The sequence below is a fragment of the Streptomyces sp. NBC_00104 genome (assembly GCF_045160825.1).
Classification (GTDB): domain Bacteria; phylum Actinomycetota; class Actinomycetes; order Streptomycetales; family Streptomycetaceae; genus Streptomyces.
On sequence record NZ_CP108215.1, the window covers coordinates 3,888,450 to 3,915,379 of the forward strand.

Below are 26,930 nucleotides of genomic sequence, written 5' to 3' on the forward strand. Positions count from 1 at the left end.
GGTGCGGAGCTCAGAGGCTACAGGGCGAGTCCGACCGTGTGTTACGCAGCGTCAGGGTGGCCCGGCGGGGGCACGGCCTCGGGTGGGCAAGGGGCTCGCTGCCCGCTGTCTCAGGAGGCTCCGGCGCCGGCCTCGGCGGAAGCCTGGGCCGCGAACCGGGCCTTCGCCTCGTCGATCTTCCGCCCGTAGTGGACCGAGGCCCACCACAGGGTGGCGAAGACCGCGCCCATGAAGAACATGGTCGGGACGAAGAAGCCGGAGGCGATCAGACCGATCTGGAGCGCCCAGCCGAACTGGACGCCGCCGGGCCGGGTGACCAGACCGCACAGCACGACGCACAGGAACATGGCGATGCCGCTGACCGTCCAGACCGTCGACATGGCCAGGTCCGGGTCCTTCATGGCGACCAGCCCGGCGAAGCCGATGACGAAGAACTCGCCGATCAGGGTCGAAGCACAGAGGGTACGCATGTCGTGGAACTCAGCCCTTCCCCAGCAACAGCCGGGCTTCGCCTACGGTGATGACGGAACCGGTGACGAGGACGCCGCCGCCCGCGAACTCGCCCTCCTCCTCGGCGAGCGTGATGGCCGCCTCCAGGGCGTCGGGCAACCGTGGCTCGACCTGCACCCGTTCCTCGCCGAACACCTCGACCGCGATCCCGGCCAACTCGTCGGCGTCCATCGCCCGGTGGCTGGAGTTCTGCGTGATCACGACCTCGGCGAAGATCGGCTCGAACGCCTCCAGGACACCCCGTACGTTCTTGTCGCCGCTCGCCCCGACCACGCCGATCAGCCGGCTGAAGTCGAACGCCTCACCGACCGCCTCGGCCGTGGCCCGCGCGCCGGCCGGATTGTGGGCGGCGTCGAGCACGACGGTCGGGGACCGCCGTACGACCTCGAGCCGTCCCGGTGACGAGACCGCCGCGAAGGCCTTGCGGACCGTGTCCAGGTCGAGCGGTTCCGGGCGCTGCGCGCCGACGCCGAAGAACGCCTCGACCGCGGCGAGGGCGACGGCCGCGTTGTGCGCCTGGTACGGGCCGTGCAGCGGGAGGTAGACCTCGGGGTACTCGCCGCCGAGGCCGCGCAGGGTGAGCATCTGTCCGCCGACGGCGACCTGCCGGGAGACGACGCCGAACTCCAGGCCCTCGCGGGCCACCGTCGCGTCGACCTCCACGGCCTTCTTCAGCATCACCTGTGCCGCGTCCACCGGCTGCTGCGCCAGGATCACGGTCGCGTCCTGCTTGACGATCCCGGCCTTCTCGACGGCGATCTCGGCGGGCGTCTCGCCCAACCGGTCGGTGTGGTCGAGGTCGATGGGGGTGACGACGGCGACGTCCCCGTCGATGACGTTGGTGGCGTCCCAGGTGCCGCCCATGCCGACCTCGACGACGGCCACGTCCACGGGCGCGTCGGCGAAGGCGGCGTACGCCATGCCGGTCAGCACCTCGAAGAAGGAGAGCCGGTACTCCTGGGCCCCGTCCACCATCTCGATGTACGGCTTGATGTCCTCGTACGTCTCGATGAACCGCTCGGCGGAGATGGGGGCGCCGTCGAGGCTGATCCGCTCGGTGATCGACTGGACGTGCGGAGAGGTGTACCGGCCGGTGCGCAGTTCGAAGGCGCCGAGGAGGGCCTCGATCATGCGGGCGGTGGAGGTCTTGCCGTTGGTGCCGGTGATGTGGATCGAGGGGTACGACCGCTGCGGATCGCCCAGCACGTCCATCAGCGCGGCGATCCGCTTGACCGAGGGCTCCAGCTTGGTCTCGCCCCAGCGGCTCGCCAACTCCGTCTCGACGTCGCGCAGCGCCTTGTCGAGGGCCGGGTCGGCGGGCCGCGACGGTACGTCGTTCTCCGGCGCGCCGCCCTGGGCACGCAGGGTGCGGCTGCCGGCCTCGATCACCGCGAGGTCCGGGTCACGGTCCGTCTCGGCCGCGACGATCTCGTCGAAGGGGTCCACTGCGTCGGGCTGCTCACTGCTGTCGTACGGAGACTCACTCACGGGGTCAGTCTACGAGTAGGACTCCGCCGAGCCGGGCGGCGCCTCATGGCTCGGGGGCGCGTTGCACGGCGACCGCGGGTGGTGTGTGGCTGGTCGCGCAGTTCCCCGCGCCCCCGAAAGGGCTTCGCCCTTTTCCCCCGGCCGGCCGAAGGCCCCCGGTGCCCAAGAAGCACCGGGGGCCTTCACCCACATCCACGCCCGAAGGCTTACGCCTTCGGCAGCCGCTCCAGCTGAGCGGCGATCCGCGCGATGTCCTCGTCCGCCTTCGCGAGCCGCCCGCGGATCTTGTCCACCACCTGGTCCGGGGCCTTCGCGAGGAACGCCTCGTTGCCGAGCTTGGCCGTGGCCTGGGCCTTCTCCTTCTCGGCCGCCGCGAGGTCCTTCGCGAGGCGCTTGCGCTCGGCGACGACGTCGATGACGCCGGAGAGGTCGAGGGCGACCTCGGCGCCCGCCACCGGCAGGGTCGCGGTGGCCGAGAAGCCCTCGCCCTCGGGCTGCAGGCGCAGGAGCTGACGGATCGCGGCCTCGTGCGGGGCCAGCGCCGTACCGTCGAGCGTGAGGCGGGCCGGGACACGCTGGCCGGGCTGGAGGCCCTGGTCGGCGCGGAACCGGCGGACCTCGGTGACGACCCGCTGGACCAGCTCGATCTCGCGTTCGGCGGCGTCGTCGCGGAAGCCACTGTCCTTGGGCCAGTCGGCGATGACGAGGGACTCGCCGCCGGTCAGCGTCGTCCACAGGGTGTCCGTGACGAACGGGATGACCGGGTGGAGGAGGCGCAGTGTGACATCCAGGACCTCGCCCAGGACGCGCTGGCTGACCTGGGCCGCCTCGCCGCCCGCCTGGAACGTCGTCTTGGACAGCTCGACGTACCAGTCGAAGACCTCGTCCCACGCGAAGTGGAACAGGGCGTCGCTGAGCTTGGCGAACTGGAAGTCCTCGTAGTACGCGTCGACCTGCTCGACCGTCTCGCCCAGGCGGGCGAGGATCCAGCGGTCGGTCGCCGAGAGCTTGGACGCCTCCGGCAGCGGACCCTGAACGGTCGCGCCGTTCATCAGCGCGAAGCGCGTCGCGTTCCAGATCTTGTTGGCGAAGTTGCGGGAGGCCTGGACCCAGTCCTCGCCGATCGGGACGTCGGTGCCCGGGTTGGCGCCGCGCGCGAGGGTGAAACGGAGCGCGTCGGAGCCGTACTTGTCCATCCAGTCGAGCGGGTCGACGACGTTGCCGAAGGACTTCGACATCTTCTTGCCGCGCTCGTCGCGGACCAGACCGGTCAGCGCGATGGTCTTGAAGGGGACCTCGCCGTCCATCGCGTACAGGCCGAACATCATCATCCGGGCGACCCAGAAGAAGATGATGTCGTGGCCGGTGAGCAGGACGTCGGTCGAGTAGAACTTCCGCAGGTCCTCGGTCTGTTCGGGCCAGCCGAGCGTGGAGAACGGCCACAGGCCGGAGGAGAACCAGGTGTCGAGGACGTCGGTGTCCTGGGTCCAGCCCTCGGCCTCCGTGCCGGGCGGCTGGTCGTCGGGGCCGACGCAGACCGTCTCGCCGTTCGGGCCGTACCAGACCGGGATGCGGTGGCCCCACCACAGCTGGCGCGAGATGCACCAGTCGTACATGTTGTCGACCCAGTCGAAGTAGCGCTTCGACATGTCCTCGGGGTGGATCTTGACCCGGCCGTCACGGACCGCGTCACCAGCGGCCTTGGCCAGGGGCGCGACCTTGACCCACCACTGCATCGACAGACGCGGCTCGACCGTGGTCTTGCAGCGGGAGCAGTGGCCGACGGAGTGGGTGTACGGGCGCTTCTCGGCGACGATCCGGCCCTGCGAGCGCAGCGCGCCGACGACGGCGTCGCGGGCCTCGAAGCGGTCCTGGCCGAGGAACGGGCCGTGGACGGTGATGACACCGTGCTCGTCCATGATCGTCATGGACGGCAGGTCGTGGCGCTGGCCGATCGCGAAGTCGTTCGGGTCGTGCGCCGGGGTCACCTTGACCGCGCCCGTACCGAACTCCGGGTCGACGTGGGTGTCCGCGACGACCGGGATGCTGCGGTCGGTCAGCGGCAGCTTGATCAGCTTGCCGATGAGGTGCCGGTACCGCTCGTCGTCCGGGTGGACGGCGACGGCGGTGTCGCCGAGCATCGTCTCGGCACGGGTGGTGGCGACGACCACGGAGTCGTCCCCTTCGCCGTAGCGGATGGAGACCAGCTCGCCCGCGTCCTCCTGGTGCTCGACCTCGATGTCGGAGATCGCGGTCAGACACCGCGGACACCAGTTGATGATGCGCTCGGCGCGGTAGATCAGCTCGTCGTCGTAGAGCCGCTTGAAGATGGTCTGGACGGCCTTGGACAGGCCCTCGTCCATGGTGAACCGCTCGCGGTCCCAGTCGACGCCGTCACCGAGGCGGCGCATCTGGCCGAGGATCTTGCCGCCGTACTCCTGCTTCCACTGCCAGACGCGCTCGACGAACTCCTCGCGCCCCAAGTCGTGGCGGGACTTGCCCTCTTCGGCGAGCTGCTGCTCGACCTTGTTCTGGGTGGCGATGCCGGCGTGGTCCATGCCGGGGAGCCACAGGGACTCGTAACCCTGCATGCGCTTACGGCGCGTGAGGGCGTCCATGAGGGTGTGCTGGAAGGCGTGCCCGAGGTGCAGGCTGCCGGTGACGTTCGGCGGCGGGATGACGATGGTGTACGCGGGCTTGTCGCTCTTGGCGTCGGCCGCGAAGTAACCGCGCTCTACCCAGCGCTCGTACAGCGCCCCCTCTACATCGGCCGGCGCGTACTGGGTCGGCAGATCGGTGGCGGGCGCTGGAGGCTGCTGCTGAGCGTTCTCGGTCACCCGCTCAGTTTAGGGGTGTCACGGGGTGGTCCCGAAACCCGATTCTTCGGTAACGGTGTGACCCCCGATGCATGGGACCCATCGAGTTTGCGCCAGGATGTCAGGAACACATAAGCATCTGGAGGGGAACCCAGACCATGAGTCACAACCAGCCGGGCCCGTACGGCGGGCAGCCCCAGCAGCCCGGACCGTACGGCCAGCCGGGCCCCTACGGCCAGCAGCAGCCGCCGCAGGCCGCCCCCCAGCCCGGCTACGGCTACCCGCAGCAGGCCCCTCCGCAGCAGCCGGGCTACGGGTACCCCCAGCAGGCTCCCCAGGGCGTCCCGCCCCAGACCCCGCCCTACGGCCAGCCGCAGGCCCCGTACGGCCAGCAGCCCTACCCGACCGTGCCCCAGCCGCCCGTCTCCGGCGGGGGCGGCGGCAAGAAGGTCGGCATCATCCTCGGCGCGGTGGCCGTTGTGGCGGCGATCGCCGTGGGCGCGTACTTCGTCCTCGGCGGGGGCGGCGGCGCGGACATCGCGGACGACGGACCGCACAAGCTGACTACGCCGGCGACGGTGCTCGGCGACTACAAGAAGAACGAGAGCGGCGGCGGCGCCCTGTCCGACAGCGACGTGAAGGACGCCGAGAAGTGGGGAGTGACCGACCCCAAGGACGTCAGCGCCCAGTACATCTCCGGCAACGAGAACAACCCGTTGGCGCAGAAGCAGATTCACTTCAGCGGCGTCTACGGCGAGATCGAGGACCCCGAGAAGGTCGTCGACGCCATGCTCGACCACATGGAGTCCGAGTCCGGGAAGAGCGATGACGACGTGAAGGTCACCATGGTCGGTGACTCCAAGTCGTACGACTCCGCCGAGGGTGCCGTCCTCAAGTGCCAGGACGCCAAGATGGAGCCCACGGACGGCAGCACGGGCGACGGGCCGAGCGTGATGAACATTTCGTTCTGCGTGTGGGGCGACTACAGCACGGTGGGCATCGTGATGCCGATGGACCTCGCCAGCATCATGGCCGAGAAGCCGACCGACCAGTCCGCCGCCGCGGAGACCACCGCGAAGTTCCGCGAAGCGGTCCGCGTCAAGGCCTGACCTGCGCCAACTCCCGGTCTGCGCCGGTGAAGCACGACGGCTCGGCACCTCGATGTGAGGGGCCGAGCCGTCTTTTCGCAGTAGCCGCGTCCAGGCGCGAAAAAGGTGCCTGGCGCATCGCTGCGCCAGGCACCTTTCACGCACTGTGCGTGGAGAGGGCGGGAGTTACGCCGTCTTCTGCTCCCCCGGCCCCCGGCCGCGGGCGTCCCGCGGAATCAGGGTCGGGTTGACGTTGGAGCGGACCACGTCGGCGTTGATGACGACTCGGGCCACGTCCTTGCGGGACGGGACCTCGTACATGACCGACATCAGGACTTCCTCCATGATGGCGCGCAGGCCGCGCGCGCCGGTCTGGCGGAGGATGGCCTGGTCGGCGATGGCTTCCAGGGCCTCGCGCTCGAAGTCCAGCTCGACGCCGTCGAGTTCGAAGAGGCGCTGGTACTGCTTCACCAGTGCGTTGCGGGGCTCGATGAGGATCTGCAGCAGCGCCTCGCGGTCCAGGTTGTGGACCGAGGTGATGACCGGCAGACGGCCGATGAACTCCGGGATCATGCCGAACTTGACCAGGTCCTCCGGCATGACGGCCTCGAACTGGTCCTTGGATTCGAGTTCGCGCTTGGAGCGGATCGTGGCGCCGAAGCCGATGCCCTTGGCTCCCGCCCTCGACTCGATGATCTTCTCCAGGCCCGAGAAGGCGCCGCCCACGATGAACAGGACGTTCGTCGTGTCGATCTGGATGAACTCCTGGTGCGGGTGCTTGCGGCCGCCCTGGGGCGGGACCGACGCCGTGGTGCCTTCCAGGATCTTCAACAGGGCCTGCTGGACGCCCTCACCCGACACGTCGCGCGTGATCGAGGGGTTCTCGCTCTTTCGGGCCACCTTGTCGATCTCGTCGATGTAGATGATGCCCGTCTCGGCCTTCTTGACGTCGTAGTCGGCCGCCTGGATGAGCTTCAGCAGGATGTTCTCGACGTCCTCGCCGACGTAGCCCGCCTCCGTGAGCGCCGTCGCGTCCGCGATCGCGAACGGGACGTTCAGCATGCGCGCGAGGGTCTGGGCGAGGAGGGTCTTGCCGGAGCCCGTGGGACCCAGCAGGAGGATGTTGGACTTCGCCAACTCGATGGCGTCCTCGCGGCTTTGACCGCCGCCGTTCTCACCGGCCTGGACCCGCTTGTAGTGGTTGTACACCGCGACGGAGAGGGCTTTCTTGGCCGCCTCCTGGCCGACCACATAGCCCTCGAGGAACTCGTAGATCTCGCGGGGCTTCGGGAGTTCCTCCCAGCGGACCTCGCTCGTCTCGGCGAGCTCCTCCTCGATGATCTCGTTGCAGAGGTCGATGCACTCGTCGCAGATGTACACACCGGGCCCTGCGATGAGCTTCTTGACCTGCTTCTGGCTCTTGCCGCAGAACGAGCACTTGAGCAGATCGCCGCCGTCACCGATGCGTGCCACGGTGTGCTTCCCCTTCGCCATGGGAGACGCCTGGACGATTGAATCCAGCGGCTCCTGGTGCTGCCTTATGTCGACGGTACCTTGCCGGGCCCCTCGTTCGGGCCCCCCTTGGCACGGTTCGCTTTGACGTGCACCTTGTCGTGCACTGGGTCAAACGGTGCCAACCATGCCAAGGGGCGGCAGACACTACAGCCTTTCCGCCGTCAGCGGACGTCCGCGTTGTTCATCTTCCGCGTCGAGATGATCTGGTCGATCAGGCCGTAGGCCAGGGCGTCCTCGGCGGTGAGGATCTTGTCGCGCTCGATGTCCTCGCGGATCTTCTCGATCGGCGTGGTGGAGTGCTTGGCCAGCATGTCCTCCAGCTGCCCACGCATCCGGAGGATCTCGTTGGCGGCGATCTCCAGGTCGGAGACCTGACCGCGGCCCGTCTCGCTGTACGGCTGGTGGATCAGGACGCGGGCGTTCGGCAGCGCCATACGCTTGCCCGGCGTACCGGCGGCCAGCAGGATCGCGGCGGCGGAGGCCGCCTGGCCCATGCAGACCGTCTGGATGTCCGGCTTCACGAACTGCATCGTGTCGTAGATCGCCGTGAGCGCCGTGAAGGAGCCACCGGGGCTGTTGATATAGACCGAGATGTCCCGGTCGGGGTCCATCGACTCCAGGCACAGCAGCTGCGCCATGACGTCGTTGGCGGAGGCGTCGTCGATCTGCACGCCGAGGAAGATCACCCGCTCCTCGAACAGCTTGGCGTACGGGTCGTACTCACGGATGCCCTGCGAGGTGCGCTCGACGAAGCGGGGGATGACATAGCGGGACTCGGCGCGGGGGCCGGTGTACTCGGCCTCGGTGCGGGCGTAGATGCCGCTGCCGGGGAAGTCGTTCACGGTGTCTCCTGGAAAGAGGGCTGGGGCGGTGGGCTGGAGGGACTGGGAAGGACGCTGACGGCCCCGGGGAGGCTCAGGGACTCCCCCGGTGGGCTCCAGGGGCTCCGGGGAGCGCCTGTGGCCCTGCTGCCGTCTTCGGCTCTCAGGCCGCCCCGGTACCGCCGCCGCCCGGCATGCCGGCGGCCGTGGGGATGACGTCGTCGATGAGGCCGTACTCCTTGGCCTCGAAGGCGTCGAACCAGCGGTCGCGGTCCGAGTCGCGGGTCACCTGCTCGACGGTCTGACCCGTGTGCTGGGAGGTGAGCTCCGCCATGCGCTTCTTGGTGTGCAGCAGCCGCTCGGCGTGGATCTTGATGTCCGAGGCCGAGCCGGCCAGACCGGCGGACGGCTGGTGGATCAGGATCTCGGCGTTCGGCAGCGCGAAGCGCTTGCCGGGGGTGCCCGCGCTGAGCAGGAACTGGCCCATCGAGGCCGCGAGGCCCATGGCGATGGTCACCACGTCGTTCTTGATGAACTGCATCGTGTCGTAGATCGCCATGCCGGCCGTGATCGAGCCGCCGGGGCTGTTGATGTAGAGGTAGATGTCCTTGTCCGGGTCCGCGGCAAGGAGCAGCAGCTGTGCGGTGATCTTGTTGGCAATGTCGTCGTCGACCGGCTGGCCGAGGAAGATGATCCGCTCGCCAAGCAGCCGGTTGTAGACCTGGTCGCCGAGGCCACCGCCGATGGAAGGCTCGCCGGCGGCGTAGGGCATCAGATTCGTCACGTATCCACCTGCTCGTCTTACGACGGCGCCGGGCCGTCTTCACGTTTCCCTGCGGGGGGCCGAGCCGTTTCGCCTCCAGCCCAGCCCTCGTATTCATGGACCCTAACGCGGAGGCTCCGCCGGTGAATCCCGCAAAGGGAACTGTTCGCTGTCAGCGCATGTGCTCCGCCGGGCTGAGCAGGGGTGCCTTGTCGCCACCTGACCGCCCCAGGGGCGCGGGGAACCGCGCGACCGGCCACGGACGAGCCGCGGACGCGTCTGCCACGCCAGGTGCGTCGGCGGGTGCGGCCCGTGGGGGCTGGTCGCGCGGTTCCCCGCGGCCCTGAAAGACGCCAGGGCCCCCGGGGCACAGAGTGTCCCGGGGGCCCATCACGGTGTCACGAGCGGAGCGATCAGGCCTCGGGGGCCTTCTCCTCGGCCTCGGCGGCCTCGGCCGGGGTCTCCTCGGCGGAGCCCTCGGCGACCTCTTCCTCGTCGTCGTCCAGGTCGACGATCTCGCCGTTGGTGTCCTTCACCGTGGAGGACTCGACGACCAGGGCCAGGGCCTTGCCGCGGGCGACCTCGCCGACGAGGAGCTGGACCTGGTTGTTCTGGACGACGGCCTGGGCGAACTGGTCCGGGGACATGCCGGAGGAGGCCGCACGGCGCATGAGGTGCTCGGTGAGCTCCTCCTGGTTGACGTTCAGCTTCTCCTTGGAGACCAGCTCGTCGAGGACGAACTGGGTCTTGATGCCCTTGACGGCCGCTTCCTTGGTCTCGGCGTCGAACTCCTCGACCGTCTTGCCCTGGATCTCGAGGTACTTCTCGAGGTCGAGGCCCATCTGGCCGAGCTGGTGGTGCTCCAGGTTGTGCTTGCGGGTGTTGATCTCGTCCTCGAGCAGCTTCTCGGGGACGGGCACCTCGACGAGCTCCAGCAGCTTCTCCAGGACGCGCTCCTGGGCCTGCGTGGCCTGGTCGTACTGCTTCATGTTCTCCAGGCGCTTGCGGCTGTCCGCCCGCAGCTCCTCGATGTTGTCGAACTCCGAGGCGAGCTGGGCGAACTCGTCGTCCAGGGCCGGGAGTTCACGGGCGGCGACCTGGGAGACCTTGACGGTGACCTCGGCCTCCTTGCCGGCCGCCGAGCCGCCCTTGAGCTCGGAGGTGAAGGTGGCCTCGCCACCGGCCTCCAGGCCCTTCACGGCGTCGTCGATGCCGTCCAGCAGCTCACCGGAGCCGATGGTGTAGGAGACGCCCTCGGCGACGCCGTCCTCCAGGACCTCGCCGTCGACCTTGGCCTCCAGGTCGAGCGTCACGACGTCGCCGTCCTCGGCGGCGCGCTCCACCGGGGAGGTGGAGGCGAAGCGCTCGCGGAGCTGCTCGACCGCCTTCTCGATGTCCTCTTCGGTGACCTCGACGGCGTCGACCTCGACCTCGATGCCGGAGTAGTCCGGGATCTCGATGGCCGGGCGGACGTCGACCTCGGCGGTGAAGTTCAGCGTCTCGCCGTCCTTCAGCTCCGTGATGTCGACCTCGGGCTGGCCCAGGACGTTGAGCTCGGCCTCGTTGACCGCATCGGTGTAGAACTTCGGAAGCGCGTCGTTGACCGCCTCCTCCAGGACCGCACCGCGGCCGAACCGCTGGTCGATGACGCGGGCCGGGATCTTGCCCTTGCGGAAGCCCTTCACCGTGACCTGCTGGTTGATCTTCTTGTACGCCGCGTCGAGGCTGTCCTTGAGCTCCTCGAAGGGCACCTCGATGCTGAGCCGAACCCGGGTCGGGTTCAGGGTCTCCACGGCGCTCTTCACGGTTCGGTCTCCTTGGGGGCTGACTTCTTGGGGTTCTGCTGACGTCCCCCGCGGGTGCGGCGGGGCTTCAACGGATTCGCGGCCCTATGAGAGACATGCGAATGCAGACACACGGGCGCGCAGCTTGCATAGTAACCGCAGGCGGTACACGCCCCAAAAGGTGATCTCGCCGGTGGCGCGTGTGCCGTACCGGCGCGGTGGTCGGGGTGGCGGGATTTGAACCCACGGCCTTCCGCTCCCAAAGCGGACGCGCTACCAAGCTGCGCCACACCCCGTCTGGTGCGACACGTAGGCTACATGGCCGCAGGCCACACGGTTGCCGTATTCACCGAGTACGCGGGCGCGCGCGACGGCGGGTGCGGGGACGCGACCGGAAGGGGTGTGCGGCGGGGCGGTCCGACCCGCTACGATGCCTTCTGTGCCGCGGTCGCCCGACCTGCGGCGCGAGCTGTGCGGGCGTAGCTCAATGGTAGAGCCCTAGTCTTCCAAACTAGCTACGCGGGTTCGATTCCCGTCGCCCGCTCCAACGGCCTCCGGCCCGGTTTCGAGGGATTCCCCGAAACCGGGCCGGAGGCTTTTTTGGTGCCTCGACGGTCTGCCGCCTCACGCTACGCGTCCGGACGGTCACTAGAACTGGATCGAGTTGATCGTGTCCGCTATCGAGTTCAGGAAGCGTTGGATGTCGTCGGCCATGCCCGTCGAGGCGAGGAAGAAGCCGAAGAGGATGGCGACGACGGCCGGTCCGGCCTTGATCGTCCCTCCTCGCATCAGAACCACCAGGATGATCCCCAGCAAGAGCACCACTGACAGCGAAATGGCCACACAGATCACACCCTCGGTCGGTCCGCACTACCGGCCCGGGGCGCCAACCCCGCGCGCACCCCGCCAGAACCATCGTGCCACCAACCGGGCCGTCATATGCAGCAGGTGAGGCAACGTCGGCCACGGCACCACACGCGTGCCACCCCCGCCCCCGGTCAACGGGAGGGCGCCGGGAGTGAATTCGCGATGATCGTTTCCGTGCACACACAACCCGTCCGCAGTTAATTCGAATTGTTGCCACAGACACATCAATGCCCCTGGCCAGGCTGGTAATTAACCGGACATTTCACCAGAGTCGCCTGCGCATGTTATGCACCATTTAGTCGGGATGAATGCGGACAGACCGACGCATGTCATGTGCAGTGCGGTGTACGCACGGTGATGCTCTGGCCGATGAAGACTTCACCGAATCCTGGGTACCCGTAGGTGACACCTACTCCTCAATACAGGATTCACGTCAGTGGTTTTACGAAATCGCACAGACAACGCTAGGGTGCCTCAGATGTTCACCGCTGCCTCGTCCCCCCCTTGCGCAGCGAGTGCTCGGACCGCCCCCCGGAGTCCCCGGCAGGAGGGTCTGTGACGAACTCGCTGCGACCGCACGGCCGGCCCGGGGCGCCGCTCCCGCCGGCTCAGTCACCACAGTCGCCGGCCGACGGAGTGCCGAGTCCGCGCTCGCTGAAGTCCTCGTCCCCCCACCCGGCGCCGAGTGGCGCCTCCCCGGAAGCCAGACCGGCCAAACAACGTGACGCGTTCTTCGACAACGCCAAGTACCTCGCCATCGTGCTCGTCGCGATGGGGCACGCGTGGGAGCCGCTGACCGACCACAGCCGTGCCGCCGAGGCGCTGTACATGTTCGTGTACACGTTCCACATGCCGGCGTTCATCATCATCTCCGGCTACTTCTCCCGCAGTTTCGACATGCGCGCCGACCGGCTCCGGCGGCTGATCACCGGCATCGCGGTGCCGTACGTCCTCTTCGAGATCGCGTACTCCGTCTTCAAGCGGTACGGCAACGACGATCCCTCGCACCCGATCAGCCTGCTCGACCCCTGGTACCTCACCTGGTTCCTGATCGCGCTGTTCGTGTGGCGCCTGACGACGCCGCTGTGGAAGGTGGTGCGCTGGCCGATCCCGCTGGCGCTCGGCATCGCGGCGCTCGCCTCGGTCTCGCCCGACATCGGTGACGACCTGGACCTGCAACGCGTGTTGCAGTTCCTGCCGTTCTTCGTCGTCGGTCTCTTCATGAAGCCCGCGCACTTCCAGTTCATGCGGCGCCGTGAGGTGCGGATCCTGTCCGTGCCGGTGGCGGCGGGCGCGCTGGCGCTGGCGTACTGGGTGGGTCCGCACATGAATTCGGCCTGGTTCTACCACCGCGACAGCGCGCAGGAGCTGGGTGCGCCGTGGTGGGCCGGGGTCGTCATGACCTTCGCGCTCTTCGGCTGCTCCCTGGTGCTCACCACCTGCTTCTTCGCCTGGGTGCCCCGGCGGAAGATGTGGTTCACCGTCCTGGGCGCGGGCACCCTGTACGGCTACCTGCTGCACGGGTTCCTCGCGAAGGGCTCGCGCTTCTGGGACTGGTACGACACCCACACGTGGGTGTACCAGCCGCTCGGTGAGCTGGTCGTCACCGTCTTCGCGGCGGCCGTCATCACCGCGCTGTGCACCCCGCCGGTGCAGCGGATGTTCCGGTTCGCCATGGAGCCCAGGATGGAGTGGGCCTTCAAGCGGGACGCCACCGAGCTGGCCCGCGAGCGTGGGAAGGTCGGGGCCAAGGCGTAGGCCCGAGTCCCTCGTCCCTCAGCGGTTGTCCGTCACCTCCTCGGCCGCCGGTTCGTCCGGCAGGCCGAGGAGGTTTCGCATGTGGGCGTACTTCCGGGTCAGCCGGATGCGTGTGTGTTCGTCCAGAACGGCGAGGCGGGCGGGGTTCGCGTTGTGCGCGAGGTCCGACCGCTTGACCAGGAGGGCGCCCGGAGTGGCGAGGATGCGGGCGGCGTACGCCTCCGGGGGTTCGCCGGGCCGCTTGGTGAGGGCCAGCACGATGGCCTTCGTACGGGCGGTCAGCGGGGCCTCGGCGAGCCACTCCTCGGTGAGGGCGTCGTCCTCCACGGCGTCGTGCAGCCAGGCGGCGGCGATTTGCTCCTCGTCGCCGCCGCGGGTGGCTACGCCGTGGGCCACCGCCTGGAGGTGCTCGGTGTAGGGGTGGCCGGCCTTGTCGGTCTGGGTGGCGTGGGCGGTACGGGCGAGGGCCTCTACGTCGGAGAGGGAGAGGCGGGTTGGGGACATCGGGGCGGGACTCCTGTCGTGTGGTGGCTTGCTGGACCGGATCGTCGCCCCCGCCGCCACCCGTCCCGTCCTCAGGGGCTGCGCCCCCGGAACCCCGCCTGAGAGCTCGGGGGATGGGGCTCGTCGGCGGGTGCGGGTTCGTCGTGGTTGATCGCGCGGTTCCCCGCGCCCCTGAAAGACGGGGCGCGCCCCCGCGCTACTTGGTGGCCGTCGGGCCCTCTCGGCAGATCAGCAGCAGGGCTCGGTCGTCGTTGACGTCCTTGGCCACGGCCTCGATGAGGTGCCAGGCGGCGCCGTGGAAGCCGCCGGCGACATAGCGGTCGGCCTCGCCGGTGAGCCGGTCGATGCCCTCGACGATGTCCCGCTCGGAGGTTTCGACGAGGCCGTCGGTGAACAGCATCAGGACGTCGCCGGGACGCAGGGAGCCCTTGACCGGGTCGAACTGGGCACCGTCGTAGACGCCCAGGAGGGGACCCTCGGCGGCCTTCTCCTCCCAGCGGCCGGTGCCGGCGCTGAGCTGGAGGCCCGGCGGGTGGCCGGCGGAGAAGAGTTCGTAGTCGCCGGAGTCGAGGTCGAGGACGAGGTGGATGGAGGTCGCGAAGCCCTCGTCCCAGTCCTGGCGGAGGAGATAGCCGTTGGCCGCCGGAAGGAACGCGTGCGGGGGGAGGGACCCCAGCAGCCCGCCGAAGGCGCCGGACAGGAGCAGGGCTCGGGAGCCCGCGTCCATGCCCTTGCCCGAGACGTCGGTGAGGACGACTTCGAGGGTGCGGCCGCCGTTCGTACGGGCGGCCACGACGAAGTCGCCGGAGAAGGACTGACCGCCCGCCGGACGCAGCGCCATCTCGCGGTGCCAACCGGCGGGCAGTTGCGGCAACTTGCTCTGCACCCGGATGCGTTCACGCAGGTCGAAGAGCATGGTGCCGCCGCGCCGCCAGGGCACGCCGACGCGGCTGCGGAACTGGGCGATGAGGAGACCGAAGAAACCGCAGGCGGCGACGACCAGCACTATGCCGGGCGTCACCCGGGCCGGGCCCTCGGTGTAGGGCCCGAGCCTCACGGACTCCACGATCAGCGCGGTCGCGGCGGCCGCGTACAGGCCGAGGAGACTGGCGGGACGGAGCAGCAGGCCGCCCGCGACGATGGGGAGAACGAGGGCGGCGGGTGAGAACCACACCTCGTCGATCATCGTGAAGCAGGCGATCAGCGGGATCATCAGCAGCAGACCGGCGAGGGCGATCCAGTCGGAGCCGTCCCCGCGGAAGTAGTCGACGGCGGATTTGCGCACGCCGGTGCGGGCCCGGTGAACCAGCTTCTTCATCCGGGCCGTGAGCGTATCGGCCGCCGAGCGCCGCTCTCGTCCTGCTGCCATTGTTCGGGACCTTATCCATCGGACCAGCCCCTGTGCACAGGAGGTCCTACTTGTCCCCCTTCCGAGGGCCGGTTCACGACGAATCTCACACAGATCTCACACCGGAACGCGTCTTCGGCCCCCGTGCGCCCTCCGTGCGGCACCCGGGAAGGATCCCACGTCGAACGGCGACGCGCGGGGCAAATTCGCTCGCTCGCACCGGATTGCCCTGCTAGGCATGGCGTATGACGACTGAGCTGCGGGCGCTGCGCAAGGAAGACTGGAACGTCTGGTACGACACCCTCCTCCGCGCCTTCGGTGGCGCCCCCGAACCGGCGGAGGAGCGCGAGTTGTGGCAGGAGCTCACGGAGGTCGACCGCTCGATCGGCGCGTGGGACGGCGACCAATGCGTGGGTTCGGCCGGAGCGTTCGACTTCCGGCTCACGGTGCCCGGGGGCGCCGTCGTCCCGGCGGCGGGCGTCACCATGGTCGGTGTCGCGGCCACGCACCGGCGGCGCGGGGTACTGACGTCCATGATGCGACGGCAGTTGGACGACATCCGCTCCTGGGGCGAGTCGCTGGCGGTGCTCACCGCGTCCGAGCCGGTGATCTACGGCCGGTTCGGGTACGGCCTCGCCACGCACCGGCTGAGCGCCGACATCGACACCACCCGCGTACGGCTGTCCGTACCGCCCGGCGCGGATGACGTACGGCTGCGGTACGCGGACCCCGCCGAGGTGCTCGACGCGTGCGAGGCGGTGTATGCCCGCCGGGTGCCGGAGCGGCCGGGGATGCTGGCGCGGCGGCCGGGCTGGGAGCGTCTGGGCCTGCTCGACACGGACCGCCACCGGGACGGGGCGTCGCCCCTGCAGTGCGTGGTGGCCGAGCGGGCCGGCGACGGGGGCGGCTCCGAGGTGGTCGGGTACACGCGGTTCCGGATCAAGTCCGACTGGGGGCCGGGCGGGGCGGAGGGCGTCGTCCGGCTGAGCGCGCTGGAGGCGGTGGATCCCGCCGCGCACGCCGCGTTGTGGCGGTTTCTCTTCGACATCGACCTGACGGGGTCCATCGTGGCCCACCGGCTGCCCGTCGACGAGCCGGCGCTGCACCTGGTGTCGGACATCCGCCGGTGCGCGCTGGGGGTCAAGGACGACCTGTACCTACGGCTCGTGGACGTCGGCGCGGCGCTGCGGGAGCGGACCTATCAGGCGCCGCTGGACGTGGTGTTCGAGGTCGATGACCCCTTCTGCCCCTGGAACGAGGGGCGTTGGCGGCTCATCGGCGATCCCAAGGGCGCGACCTGCGAACGGACCGCCGACGCCGCCGATCTCTCCCTCTCCGTAAGGGAGTTGGGGTCGGCCTATCTGGGCGGGGTGAGCCTGTCCTCGCTGGCCGCGGCCGGGCGGGTGCGGGAGCTGCGGCAGGGGGCGCTGGCGGAGGCGTCCACGGGGTTCCTCGTGTCGGGGTCGGCGCCCTGGCTGCCGCACGGGTTCTAGGGCGCGGAGCCGGAGTTCAGCTCCGGGGTTCCGGTGCCGACGGCCGTGGTCGCGGGGTTCGGCTCTGTTGGCAGGCCGGGCACCAGAAGAGGTTGCGGGCGGCGAGATCGGCGGTGCGGATCTCGCCGCCACAGAGGTGGCAGGGCAGGTGCGCCCTGCGGTACACGTACACCTCGCCGCCGTGGTCGTCGACGCGGGGCGGGCGGCCCATGGCCTCCGGGGTGTGCTCCGGGCGGACGGTGTCGATGCGGTTGTGGCGTACGCCCTCGCGCATGAGGGCGACGAGGTCGGTCCAGATCGCGTCCCACTCCGCCGGGGTGATGTCCTTGCCCGCGCGGTACGGGTCGATGCCGTGCCGGAAGAGGACCTCCGCGCGGTAGACGTTGCCGACGCCCGCGATCACCTTCTGGTCCATGAGGAGCGCGGCGATCGTCGTACGGCTGCGGGAGACGCGGGCGTACGCGCGCGCCGGTTCGGCGTCGGGGCGGAGCGGGTCCGGGCCGAGGCGGGCGTGTACGGCCTGCTTCTCGGCGTCCGTGATCAGGGCGCAGGTCGTGGGGCCCCGGAGGTCCATGTACGACGTGTCGTTGCGCAGCCGCAGGCGGACGGTGTCCGTGGGCGGGGGTGCGGGGGCCGGGCCGAAGGTGACCTTGCCGAAGAGGCCCAGGTGGATGTGGACCCATTCCTCGGCTTCCTCGGCGTCCGTGTCGCCGAAGTGCAGGAAGAGGTGCTTGCCGTGGGCCTCGGCGGTGCCGAGCGGGGTGTCCGTGAGGAGGGCCGCCGCGTCGGCGAACTTGCCCTGGGGGCTCGTGACGTGGGCGTTCCGGCCGCCGCCGAAGTGGGACAGGCAGTCTTGGGCGAGGCGGTGGATGGTGTGCCCCTCCGGCACGGGTGCCTCCGGCGGTTCGGCGGGGTGGGTGGGGGGTGTTGGGGGCGCGTTTTCGGGTGCGGGTGGGTGGGGGTTGCTCGCGCAGTTCCCCGCGCCCCTGAAAAGCAGGGCTTCGCCCGTGCTTTTCAGGGGCGCGGGGCCGTGTCTTTCGGGGCGCGGGGAACTGCGCGGGCCATCACGTACAGCCCGCGGTCGCCCTACGGCTGGGGGTGGTGCGCCGGGATGGGCGGCAGGTCGCCGGTCGTCTCGTACGTCGCCAGCATGTCGATGCGGCGGATGTGGCGCTCGTCACCGGAGAACGGGGTGTTGAGGAAGGTCTCGACGAACTTGGTCGCGTCTTCCTCGGAGTGCATGCGGGCACCGACGGCGACGACGTTCGCGTTGTTGTGCTCGCGGCCCAGCGCGGCGGTCTCGGTGCTCCACGCGAGGGCGGCGCGCACGCCGGCCACCTTGTTCGCGGCGATCTGCTCGCCGTTGCCGGAGCCGCCGATGACGATGCCCAGGGACCCGGGGTCCGCGGCCGTGCGCTCCGCCGCGCGGAGGCAGAACGGCGGGTAGTCGTCCTGGGCGTCGTAGATGTGGGGCCCGCAGTCGACGGGCTCGTGGCCGGCGGCCTTCAGCCACTCGACGAGGTGGTTCTTGAGTTCGTATCCGGCGTGATCCGAGCCGAGGTAGACGCGCATGGCCCGATTGTGACACGCGTGTTTCGCCGCGGCACGACGGGGTGCGGGCTCATGAAACCGTGAGCTGAACCACAGAACCTCAAGTAAACCTCAAGTAACGATCTGGATTCAAAGGTTCAGGAATCCTTTCACCTCCGATTCACTGGACCGATCTTTACAGCGGCTCACGCGGACCCCAGCTGTCCACTCTCGTTTCCCGCTCTTACGAGAGTCGATCCGGCGGTCGCGGGGCAGACGCACGGAAGTCCCCACAACGGCGCAAAGGAAACTCCCCCATGACCTCGCAGCCGACTCTGCCGTCCCAGGCGGACCCCTCAGGCTCGTCCTCTCCCCCCTCCCCCGGTCTGCACGCCGGCCTCAAGAACCGTCATCTGTCGATGATCGCGATCGGCGGTGTGATCGGGGCCGGGCTGTTCGTCGGGTCGAGTTCCGGTATCAGGACCGCGGGTCCCGGCATCCTCCTGTCGTACGCGCTCGTCGGCACGATGGTGGTGCTGGTGATGCGGATGCTCGGTGAGATGTCCGCCGCCAATCCGACGTCGGGGTCGTTCTCGGCCCATGCCGACCGGGCGCTCGGGCGCTGGGCCGGGTTCTCGATCGGCTGGCTGTACTGGTTCTTCTGGGTCGTCGTGCTCGCGGTCGAGGCGACCGCGGGTGCGGTGATCCTGGAGGGCTGGATGCCGGCGGTGCCGCAGTGGGGGTGGGCACTGATCGTGATGGTCGTGCTGACCGCCACGAACCTGGTGTCGGTCGGCTCCTACGGCGAGTTCGAGTTCTGGTTCGCCGGGATCAAGGTCGTCGCGATCGCCGCGTTCATCGTGGTGGGCGGTCTCGCGGTGTTCGGGCTGCTGCCGGGGGCCGACACGGACAAGGCCGGGCTGGCCAACCTGACCGATCACGGCGGTTTCCTGCCCAACGGCGCGGGCGCGATCCTCATCGGCGTGCTGCTGGTCGTCTTCTCCTTCATGGGCAGCGAGATCGCCACGCTGGCCGCCGGTGAGACGGAGGACCCGCAGAGGGCGGTAACCAAGTCCACCAACAGCATCATCTGGCGGATCGGTGTCTTCTACCTCGGCTCGATCTTCGTGGTGGTGACGCTGCTGCCGTGGAACGACCCCTCGATCAAGGAGAAGGGCTCCTACGTCGCCGCCCTGGACTCCCTCGGCATCGCGCACGCCGGTCAGATCATGAACTTCATCGTGCTGACGTCGGTGCTGTCCTGTCTGAACTCCGGTCTGTACACCGCGTCACGGATGGCCTTCTCGCTGGGTGAGCGCGGGGACGCGCCGCGCTCGTTCGGCCGTACGAACGGCCGGGGTGTGCCGATGACCGCGATCCTCGCGTCGGTCGTCTTCGGCTTCGTCGCCGTCATCTTCAACTACTTCTTTCCCGAGGGTGTCTTCCTCTTCCTGGTCAACTCCTCCGGCGCGGTCGCCCTGTTCGTGTGGCTCGTCATCTGCTTCTCGCAGCTGCGCATGCGCCGGATCATCGAGCGGGAGACGCCGGAGAAGCTGGTCGTGAAGATGTGGCTCTACCCGTATCTGACGTGGGCCACCATCGGGCTGATCCTCTTCGTCCTCGGCTACATGCTCACCGACACCGAGCACGGCAACCGCGAGATCCTGCTGCTGTCGCTGCTGGTCGCGGCGGTCGTCGTCGGTATCGCGCTCGTCAAGGAGAAGATCGGCGGCCGGAAGGCCACCGGCGCCGAGGTGTCCGACAAGGTGCACTGAGCGCGGGGCGGTCGAGCCCGCCTCTGAAACGTCCGGGGTCCGGTGGCGGTTCGTACGCCGCCGGGCCCCGTTTCGTCGTCCAGGCGGCTCACAGGGGTGTGAGCTGCTGCCGTTGGAGTGCATTCAAAGGTGTACAGGTGCGCGCGAGTGAGTGTGGGTGGGCCCGTGTCGTGTCGCGTGGTCCGGCCATGGTGGCGGCTAGGAACGGTGTGAAGGTCTTCTCGACCTTCTCGTAGACGGGGAGGGCGCGGTCCTCGATGTCGGGGTGGCACCAGGTGGTGAGCTGGTAGGACTTACCGCCGGTGTCGAAGCCCAGGGAGCGGACGTGCCAGGGCAGTTCCTGGGCCGTGACGGTGTACTCCCACACGACGGCGGGCTCACCCCGGAACTCGGTCTCCTCCGGGCGGATCCGGTCGTATCCCGGCCCCTGGCTGGTGCTCTTCTCCTTCTTCTGCCACTGCTCCAGGAGGTCGCCGCGCAGGAGGGAGGTCGGGCGGGCGGGAGGTGCCGGCGACGGTGGGGGTGGGGGACGGGCCGGAGGGGGAGGCCGAGGTGGTCGCGGACAACGCCCTGTGGTTCTTGCCGTCGGGTGAGCCGTCCATCGTCGATACGACGACCGCGGCCACGGCGGCCGTCACGGCAACGGCGGCGGCCGCGACGAGGGCGATACGCGCTTGTTCCGCCGGGGGTCCGTGGGATCCATGGGATCCATGGAGTCGGTGGGATCCGTGGGGGTGGGGTCCGTGGGAATGGCGGGTGTGGCAGGGGTTTTGGGGCCCGTGGCGTCGGCGCGCTTCGCGCGCCTTGACGGCACGGGTGGGCCCGGTGATTCGCCGGGCGGTATGGGGGCCTGGGCCGGGTCAGCAGTTCGCTGCCGTGGAGGGGCTTCGGCGCGCCCTCCGAGGGGAGTTCGGGGGTGCTCGCGGGCGGGGTTTCGGAGGAGGCGTTGGAGGAGGCGTCGGGGGCGAGGTCGGAGGGCGGGCCCTGGGGGCGGCCCGAGACGCGCTCGGGGGCCATGTAGTCGGGCGAGCGGCGGTGACGGTGACGGCGGGCGCGGCGGAGGGAAGGACGACACGCCGGACGAGCTGCCCCAGACCGGTCCGGCCGACCGCGTCCTGCCGCTCGGCATGGCCGGCGCCGCGCTCATCTCGGCCGGTGCGGCGGGCCTGTGGTGGAACCACCGGCGGGCCCGGCAGGATTCCTGACCGGCCGAGCAGGAGAGGTGCTCGCGCGGACCGGGCCGGAGGCGGCCGCGATGTGTGTCGCGCAGGTCCACCATCAGGGCCCGGGCCGTCGACTGCGCGTTCGGCGGCGGGGATCGGGGTGAGGGGCCGCACGGCGTCGGAACGCGGAAGAGGCTCGCCGTGGTGCGGTCGGCGTACGACCCGGCGAGCCTCTTCGGAGGGTGTTACGGCGTCACGGGCTGAATGGCGCCCGCTCAGCGGGGCCGAGTCGAGGCGTCACCTGTTCAGCAGCTTCCACGCCGTCGGCATCAGCCCCATGGCCAGGGCGGCCTTGATGGCGTCGCCCAGCAGGAAGGGGGTGAGGCCGACCGCGACGGCGGTGGAGAAGGGGATGCCGGCCGTGACGGCGAGGTAGGGGACGCCGACGGCGTAGATGATCGCCTCGCCGACGAGCATCGTGCCCGCCATGCGCAGCGTGGAGCGGTCGCCGCCGCGGCGGGCCAGCGCGCCCACGGCGGCGACGGCCAGGATCATGCCGAGGATGTAGCCGAAGGAGACACCGACGCCGGAGGTACCGTTCGCGAACCACGGCACCCCGGCCAGGCCGGCCAGCGCGTACAGGGCGAGCGAGGCGGCACCGCGGCCCGCGCCGAGGGTGGTACCGACGAGCAGGGCGGCGAAGGTCTGGCCGGTGACCGGGACCGGGGAGCCCGGCACGGGTACGGCGATCTGGGCGGCCAGCCCGGTGAGCGCGGCGCCGCCGACCACGAGCGCGATGTCGCGGGCGCGGACGCTGGAGACGGGCAGCAGGTCGGCGAGGACCTCGCCGGGGCGGGCTGACGAGGCGGCGGCGGTGCTCATGTTCGGGCTCACTCCGGCGGGTGAAGTCGGCGGGGACACGGTGACGCTATCCCAGGGCCCTCGCGCCGGACACCGTCAGCGCTCGACAAAGGGGGGAGCGACGCCTTGGTGGGCTTCTCACAAAGGATGCTGGTTACACCCGGTACGGCGTGATGCCGGTCACTGAGGTGACGTGGCTTGGACCATGAAGGGGCGTCACATCGGATCTGTAGGGTTTCACCAATCGGGTCGGTGGGGTGGACAGGTGCCGTCTCGCCCGTCGGTCGCCGTCTGGGCAGCGGTGGGCCGTTTTGCTAGCTTCGAGCGCATGGTTGCTCAGGCCCGGTACTTCTCGTCGCGTCGCCACGTCGACCTGCGACGCGTGGGCACGGCCATCTGTCGCCGCTCCGGGTGAGGCGGCTCCGGCACGCCTCGCCTTCCGAGACGGCGCAGTGTCGGACCCGTTCCCGAGGATGATCGCCATGCCCCGTGCCGCGACGGCACCCACCCTTGTCACCCCTGCCTCCCCTTTCTCTCCCGTGCCGCGCGCCGCCGACAGCGACCGGCGGCGGACCAGCGCGAGCGTGGTCCTGCGGTCCGTGCTGGAGCACGGTCCCGTGGCACGCAGCATCATCGCCCGGGTGACCGGGCTGTCGCCGGCCTCGGTGACCGACTACTGCGCCCGGTTCGCGGGGGTCGGTCTCATCCGTGAGGCCGCACCGCCCCGGCGGGCCAAGGCGGCGGGGCGCCCGCACGTGCCCCTCGACCTGGACGACTCGCGGTTCGTGGTGGGCGGGGTGCATGTGGCCGTGCCGTACACGACCGTCGCGCTGCTCGATCTGCGCGGACGGGTGGTCGTGGAGCGGCGGTTGAAGCACGGCTCCACCGACCCCGCCCGGGTCCTGGCGCGGGCCGCCGACGAACTCCGGGCCCTGCTGGACGCGGCGCCGGGCTGCCGCGCCCTGGCCATCGGCTTCGCGGCCGGCGGCTGGGTGGACCGGGAGACCGGAACCGTCGTCGAGCATCCGCTGCTGGGCTGGCGCGAGGTGCCGGTGCGGGAGATGCTCGGTGCCCGGACCGGGCTGCCGGTCCATGTGGACGGGCACGCACGGGCGTTGGTGGGCGCCGAGCAGTTGTTCGGGCGGGCGCGTGGCAGCCGGAGCGTGCTGCACCTGTTCGTCGGCAACGTGGTCGACGCGGCGTTCGCGACCAACGACGAGGTGCACCACGGGCCCCGCTCCCAGGCCGGGGCGATCGCCCATCTGCCGTTGCCCGGCGGTACGGAGCCCTGCGCATGCGGTCGGATCGGCTGCCTCCAGGCCGAGTTGAGCGAGCGGACACTGTGCCGGCGGGCGCGGGCGGCCGGGGTCATCGACGGGGTGAACCCGATGCGGGTGCTGGACGCGGCGGCGGGCGGCGACGCGACGGCCGTACGGCTGCTGGTGGAACGGGCGCGGATGGTGGGGCGGGCGGCGGAGCTGCTGCTCGACGTGCTGAACCCGGAGACGGTGGTGGTCACCGAGATCGGGGTCATCGGCCGGGCGGACTGCCTCGCGGCGCTGCGCGCGGCCGTGGGGCCGGACCGGGCGGCGGCCGTGGGACCGACGAGCTTCCCCGACTCCGTGCTGGCCACGGCGGGCGGGGCGGTGGCTCTGGACGTGCTCTACCGGGATCCGCTGGGGGCCGTGGCGCGACTCGACCACGGCTCGGCCGAGGCCGGTTAATTCAGAAACTCCGAATGTTGACAGGCAATGCCGAAGACCGGGAACATCGTATTCATGCTGCTCACGAGTTGTCGCACCCTCTGTTGCTGACACGTTGACGTTCCGGAGTGCCTCTCGCACTCCGGCCGACGCGGCACTTCTTCCTGCGTGAGTTCTCCTTCCGCAGCTTTCTTGTGCTTCTCCCTCTTCCGCCGCCTCGGCCTCAGCCTCGGCCTCGGCCTCAGTTTCCGTCCGCTTCTGCGGATTTCCTCCGTGCGCGATTCCGTGCGCCTCGGCGCACGTTCCGTACTGTCCCGACGTTTCCCTCAGGGGGTCCTCCCATGCCTTCCTCCGCCGCGCCCGGCTTCGACCGGCGGCTCTTCCTCACCTCTCTCCTCGGCGTCACGGCCGCGGCGGCCGGACTGAGCGGCTGCGCCGACAGCAGCGCGGCGACCGCCCGGACGGCCGCGGACGCGCCGCTGCCCACCAAGGTGCCCTCGGGTACGAGCCTGAAGATCTCCTCGTTCCAGAATCAGCAGGAGTTGCAGCTGAGGCTCGCGAAACTCGACGATCTGCCTTTCAGAGTGAGTAGTTGGGCGAACATCGGTGCCGGTCCCGATGTCATCAACGCGTTCCGGTCGGGTTCACTGGACGTGGCCAACAACGCGGGAATCCCGCCGATCCAGGCGCATTACCAGGGATACGACGCGAAAATCGTCGCCATCAACGTCACCCGGAAGCCGAACTATCTCTTCGCCACCAAACCCGGCAGTGACATCACCTCGGTCAAGGATTTCCGGGGCAAGAAGCTCGCCTTCTCCCAGGGGCAGGCGCAGGGCGTCGTCCTCCTGCGGGCGTTGAAGAAGGCGGGGGTCGCGTACGACGACGCAAAGCTCGTCCCGCTGACCAGCAACCAGTTCCTGACGGCCCTGCAGTCGGGCCAGGTGGACGTGGCGCCGCTCGGCAACCAGCAGGCGCCCGCCTATCTGCAGCAGTACGGATCCAAGGGCGCCCGCACGATCACCACCGACGTGGTGGACCTGCTCAACCTGCTGTGGGCGCCGGCCTCCGTGCTGGGCGACTCCGCGAAGGCGGCCGCCGTGGCCGCGTACATCCCGTACTGGGCGAAGGGCGCGGTCTGGCAGTACGAGAACCCGGACATCTGGAACGAGGAGTTCTACGTGAAGACCCAGAATCTGACTCCCGCCCAGGCGGAGTCGATCACCGAACTCGCCAACAAGCCGCTCTTTCCGCCGAGTTGGGACGAGGCGATCAAGTGGGAGCAGGAGACCGCCGATCTGCTGGCGGAGGGCGGCTTCGTGAAGAAGTTCGACGTCGGCACGCTCTTCGACCGGCGGTTCGAGGGGATCGCGGCGAAGGCCGTGACCGCGGAGTACCGGAGGTGAGCGCCGTGACCACGGGCGCCTCGACGACCACCGGCGCCGCGTCCGTCGCCACCGCCACCGCCACCGCCACCGCCACCGCCACCGATCCAACCTCCGCCGCTGCTGCCGCCGCCGAGGAACAGGAGGCCTTTCAGGTCCGCAGGCGCCGGCGTCTCTCCCCCGGTAAGCGGCTGCCCGCCTCCCGGCTCGTCGGGCCGCTGCTGTTCCTCGCCCTGTGGGCGGTCGCCTCCGCCGCCGGGCAGCTCGATCCGGCGGCGGTCCCCGCGCCCTGGACGGTGCTGGAGACCGGTGTCCATCTGTGGACCGACGGGACGCTGACGACGGACATCGTGACGTCGTTGCAGCGGGCCGGATCAGGGTTCGCGATCGGTCTGACCGCCGGTGTCGCGCTCGCCCTGGCCTCCGGGCTCAGCCGGACCGGCGAGGCCCTGATCGACGGGACCGTGCAGCTCAACCGGGCGATCCCGACGCTGGGCCTGATCCCGCTGTTCATCCTCTGGCTGGGCATCGGCGAGACCTTCAAGATCGCGATCATCGCCATCGTCGTCTACATCCCGATCTACCTCAACACCCATGCGGCACTGGCCGGGATCGACAGCCGTTTCGTCGAACTCGCCGAGGTGCAGGGCCTGTCGAGGTTCCAGTTCGTCCGGCAGATCGTCATTCCCGGCGCGCTGCCCGGCTTCTTCGTGGGCCTGCGCCTCGGAGTGACCGGCTCCTGGCTGGGCCTGGTCGTCCTGGAGCAGATCAACGCCACCAACGGACTCGGCTACATGATGTTCCAGGCCCAGAACTACGGCCAGAGCGACGTCATCCTCGTCGGCCTGGTCGTCTACGGGATCTTCGGCCTGGTCTCCGACAGCGCGGTCCGTCTCATCGAACGGAGGGTGCTGTCATGGCGACGCACGCTGAGCAGCTGACGGCCACCACGACGACAGCGGCCCGGCCCGCCGTACAACTCCGGGAACTCACCCGGTCGTTCGACGGGCGCAAGGTCCTCGACGGTGTCGACCTGGACATCCCCGCCGGGCAGTTCGTCGCCCTGCTCGGGCACAGCGGCTCCGGCAAGAGCACACTGCTGCGGGCGGTCGCCGGGCTCGACCACGAGGTGGTGGGCAGCGGCCGGCTCACCGCGCCGGCCAGGGTGTCCGTCGTCTTCCAGGACTCCCGGCTGCTGCCCTGGCGCAGGGTCCTCGACAACGTGCTGCTGGGCGCGGAGGGCAGAGCGGCCGCCGACAAGGGCCGCGAGGCGCTCGCCGAGGTGGGCCTGAAGGGCCGTGAGCGCGCCTGGCCGAACGAGCTGTCCGGCGGCGAGGCGCAGCGCGCGGCGCTGGCCCGCTCCCTCGTCCGCGAGCCCGAACTGCTCCTCGCCGACGAGCCGTTCGGCGCCCTGGACGCGCTCACCCGGATCCGGATGCACGCCCTGCTCAGGCAGCTGTGGGAGCGCCACCGGCCCTCCGTCCTGCTCGTCACCCACGACGTCGACGAGGCGATCGTGCTCGCCGACCGGGTTCTCGTGCTCGAACAGGGCCGCATCGGCCTCGACCTGGCCATCGACCGCCCGCACCCGCGCTCGTACCGGGACCCCCTGCTGGGCGAGTACCGCGAACGGCTGCTCGCCGCGCTCGGTGTGACGGCGGACCACCAGTGACCACCAGTGGCCGCCACTGGCCTCCGGTGAACCGCCGACGCACTCCCGCAGGACCGACCCATGGCCTCCGCTGAACCGCCCATGAC

Annotated in this window: 23 protein-coding genes and 2 tRNA genes; 10 read left to right on the top strand and 15 right to left on the bottom strand. The window is 69.7% G+C overall.

Translation table 11 applies throughout. From position 1 onward, the window contains the following. Positions 1-110: 110 nt before the first annotated feature. The 3 genes from OG272_RS17080 to OG272_RS17090 all read right to left on the bottom strand — a co-directional run bounded on the left by OG272_RS17080 (position 111) and on the right by OG272_RS17090 (position 4,835). On the bottom strand, positions 111-470 hold the full coding sequence (locus OG272_RS17080; RefSeq protein WP_327729712.1) for a DUF4233 domain-containing protein: 360 nt from the start codon (positions 468-470) through the stop codon (positions 111-113). A 10-nt stretch (positions 471-480) separates the two neighbouring features. Continuing rightward, positions 481-1,998: a folylpolyglutamate synthase/dihydrofolate synthase family protein gene (locus OG272_RS17085; protein ID WP_327729711.1), complete on the bottom strand. Its 1,518-nt coding sequence runs from the start codon at positions 1,996-1,998 to the stop codon at positions 481-483. A 206-nt stretch (positions 1,999-2,204) separates the two neighbouring features. Then, positions 2,205-4,835 (bottom strand): valine--tRNA ligase, encoded by a 2,631-nt coding sequence (locus tag OG272_RS17090; RefSeq protein WP_327729710.1) that lies wholly within the window; start codon positions 4,833-4,835, stop codon positions 2,205-2,207. Between the two features lie 137 nt (positions 4,836-4,972). Between OG272_RS17090 and OG272_RS17095 the strand changes: the two genes are divergently transcribed. Next, the gene (locus OG272_RS17095; protein ID WP_327729709.1) at positions 4,973-5,923 is read left to right on the top strand and encodes a hypothetical protein; all 951 of its coding nucleotides are present in this window, start codon (positions 4,973-4,975) and stop codon (positions 5,921-5,923) included. Between the two features lie 165 nt (positions 5,924-6,088). On the opposite strand, the gene clpX is transcribed toward OG272_RS17095, so the two are convergent. The 5 genes from clpX to OG272_RS17120 form a co-directional block, all read right to left on the bottom strand. Further along, complete coding sequence (clpX, locus tag OG272_RS17100) at positions 6,089-7,375, bottom strand: ATP-dependent Clp protease ATP-binding subunit ClpX (protein ID WP_005479362.1); 1,287 nt, start codon at positions 7,373-7,375, stop codon at positions 6,089-6,091. A gap of 203 nt (positions 7,376-7,578) precedes the next feature. Continuing rightward, positions 7,579-8,259 (bottom strand): ATP-dependent Clp protease proteolytic subunit, encoded by a 681-nt coding sequence (locus OG272_RS17105; RefSeq protein ID WP_326582804.1) that lies wholly within the window; start codon positions 8,257-8,259, stop codon positions 7,579-7,581. Positions 8,260-8,401: 142 nt separating this feature from the next. Continuing rightward, entirely contained in the window at positions 8,402-9,010 is a 609-nt protein-coding gene (locus OG272_RS17110; protein ID WP_189709844.1) for an ATP-dependent Clp protease proteolytic subunit, read from the bottom strand. Between the two features lie 404 nt (positions 9,011-9,414). Beyond that, on the bottom strand, positions 9,415-10,806 hold the full coding sequence (tig, locus tag OG272_RS17115) for a trigger factor (RefSeq protein WP_326582803.1): 1,392 nt from the start codon (positions 10,804-10,806) through the stop codon (positions 9,415-9,417). Positions 10,807-11,004: 198 nt separating this feature from the next. Continuing rightward, positions 11,005-11,081 (bottom strand) — tRNA-Pro (locus tag OG272_RS17120). A 177-nt stretch (positions 11,082-11,258) separates the two neighbouring features. Here OG272_RS17120 and OG272_RS17125 point away from each other — a divergent pair. After that, positions 11,259-11,332 (top strand) — tRNA-Gly (locus OG272_RS17125). Between the two features lie 101 nt (positions 11,333-11,433). Here OG272_RS17125 and OG272_RS17130 read toward each other — a convergent pair. Continuing rightward, positions 11,434-11,628: a hypothetical protein gene (locus OG272_RS17130; protein WP_033526477.1), complete on the bottom strand. Its 195-nt coding sequence runs from the start codon at positions 11,626-11,628 to the stop codon at positions 11,434-11,436. Between the two features lie 579 nt (positions 11,629-12,207). On the opposite strand from OG272_RS17130, the gene OG272_RS17135 reads away from it, so the two are divergent. Continuing rightward, a complete protein-coding gene (locus tag OG272_RS17135) occupies positions 12,208-13,410 on the top strand; it encodes an acyltransferase family protein (RefSeq protein ID WP_326582802.1) in 1,203 nt (400 codons plus the stop codon). A gap of 18 nt (positions 13,411-13,428) precedes the next feature. Here the strand turns inward: OG272_RS17135 and OG272_RS17140 are convergent, their stop codons facing one another. Together OG272_RS17140 and OG272_RS17145 are read right to left on the bottom strand one after the other, a co-directional pair. Then, positions 13,429-13,914 (bottom strand): HD domain-containing protein, encoded by a 486-nt coding sequence (locus OG272_RS17140; protein WP_405893945.1) that lies wholly within the window; start codon positions 13,912-13,914, stop codon positions 13,429-13,431. A gap of 196 nt (positions 13,915-14,110) precedes the next feature. Continuing rightward, positions 14,111-15,283, bottom strand: coding sequence for a PP2C family protein-serine/threonine phosphatase (locus tag OG272_RS17145; RefSeq protein ID WP_326582800.1), 1,173 nt, complete (start codon positions 15,281-15,283; stop codon positions 14,111-14,113). 224 nt (positions 15,284-15,507) lie between these two features. Here OG272_RS17145 and OG272_RS17150 point away from each other — a divergent pair, with 224 nt between their 5' ends. Continuing rightward, positions 15,508-16,755, top strand: a complete 1,248-nt coding sequence (locus OG272_RS17150) for a GNAT family N-acetyltransferase (RefSeq protein WP_327729707.1) — start codon at positions 15,508-15,510, stop codon at positions 16,753-16,755. Positions 16,756-16,771: 16 nt separating this feature from the next. On the opposite strand, the gene OG272_RS17155 is transcribed toward OG272_RS17150, so the two are convergent. Both OG272_RS17155 and OG272_RS17160 read right to left on the bottom strand, forming a co-directional pair. Continuing rightward, positions 16,772-17,644: an Fpg/Nei family DNA glycosylase gene (locus OG272_RS17155; protein WP_405893947.1), complete on the bottom strand. Its 873-nt coding sequence runs from the start codon at positions 17,642-17,644 to the stop codon at positions 16,772-16,774. Between the two features lie 197 nt (positions 17,645-17,841). Continuing rightward, the gene (locus tag OG272_RS17160) at positions 17,842-18,327 is read right to left on the bottom strand and encodes a ribose-5-phosphate isomerase (protein ID WP_326582797.1); all 486 of its coding nucleotides are present in this window, start codon (positions 18,325-18,327) and stop codon (positions 17,842-17,844) included. Between the two features lie 275 nt (positions 18,328-18,602). On the opposite strand from OG272_RS17160, the gene OG272_RS17165 reads away from it, so the two are divergent. Then, positions 18,603-20,060, top strand: a complete 1,458-nt coding sequence (locus OG272_RS17165; RefSeq protein ID WP_405893949.1) for an amino acid permease — start codon at positions 18,603-18,605, stop codon at positions 20,058-20,060. Between the two features lie 88 nt (positions 20,061-20,148). Here the strand turns inward: OG272_RS17165 and OG272_RS17170 are convergent, their stop codons facing one another. Both OG272_RS17170 and OG272_RS17175 read right to left on the bottom strand, forming a co-directional pair. Beyond that, complete coding sequence (locus OG272_RS17170) at positions 20,149-20,427, bottom strand: hypothetical protein (RefSeq protein ID WP_328223076.1); 279 nt, start codon at positions 20,425-20,427, stop codon at positions 20,149-20,151. Positions 20,428-21,520: 1,093 nt separating this feature from the next. Continuing rightward, entirely contained in the window at positions 21,521-22,105 is a 585-nt protein-coding gene (locus OG272_RS17175) for a biotin transporter BioY (protein WP_327729703.1), read from the bottom strand. 307 nt (positions 22,106-22,412) lie between these two features. Between OG272_RS17175 and OG272_RS17180 the strand changes: the two genes are divergently transcribed. The 5 genes from OG272_RS17180 (at position 22,413) to OG272_RS17200 (ending at position 26,844) form a co-directional block, all read left to right on the top strand. Further along, positions 22,413-22,499 (top strand): putative leader peptide, encoded by an 87-nt coding sequence (locus OG272_RS17180; RefSeq protein ID WP_405896029.1) that lies wholly within the window; start codon positions 22,413-22,415, stop codon positions 22,497-22,499. Positions 22,500-22,566: 67 nt separating this feature from the next. Beyond that, a complete protein-coding gene (locus OG272_RS17185) occupies positions 22,567-23,808 on the top strand; it encodes an ROK family protein (protein ID WP_327729702.1) in 1,242 nt (413 codons plus the stop codon). Positions 23,809-24,128: 320 nt separating this feature from the next. Then, positions 24,129-25,193, top strand: a complete 1,065-nt coding sequence (locus tag OG272_RS17190; protein WP_327729701.1) for an ABC transporter substrate-binding protein — start codon at positions 24,129-24,131, stop codon at positions 25,191-25,193. Next, the gene (locus OG272_RS17195; RefSeq protein ID WP_405893952.1) at positions 25,190-26,113 is read left to right on the top strand and encodes an ABC transporter permease; all 924 of its coding nucleotides are present in this window, start codon (positions 25,190-25,192) and stop codon (positions 26,111-26,113) included. The genes OG272_RS17190 and OG272_RS17195 overlap by 4 nt, the downstream gene beginning before the upstream one ends. Further along, positions 26,089-26,844: an ABC transporter ATP-binding protein gene (locus OG272_RS17200; RefSeq protein WP_327729699.1), complete on the top strand. Its 756-nt coding sequence runs from the start codon at positions 26,089-26,091 to the stop codon at positions 26,842-26,844. The genes OG272_RS17195 and OG272_RS17200 overlap by 25 nt, the downstream gene beginning before the upstream one ends. Positions 26,845-26,930 lie beyond the last annotated feature (86 nt).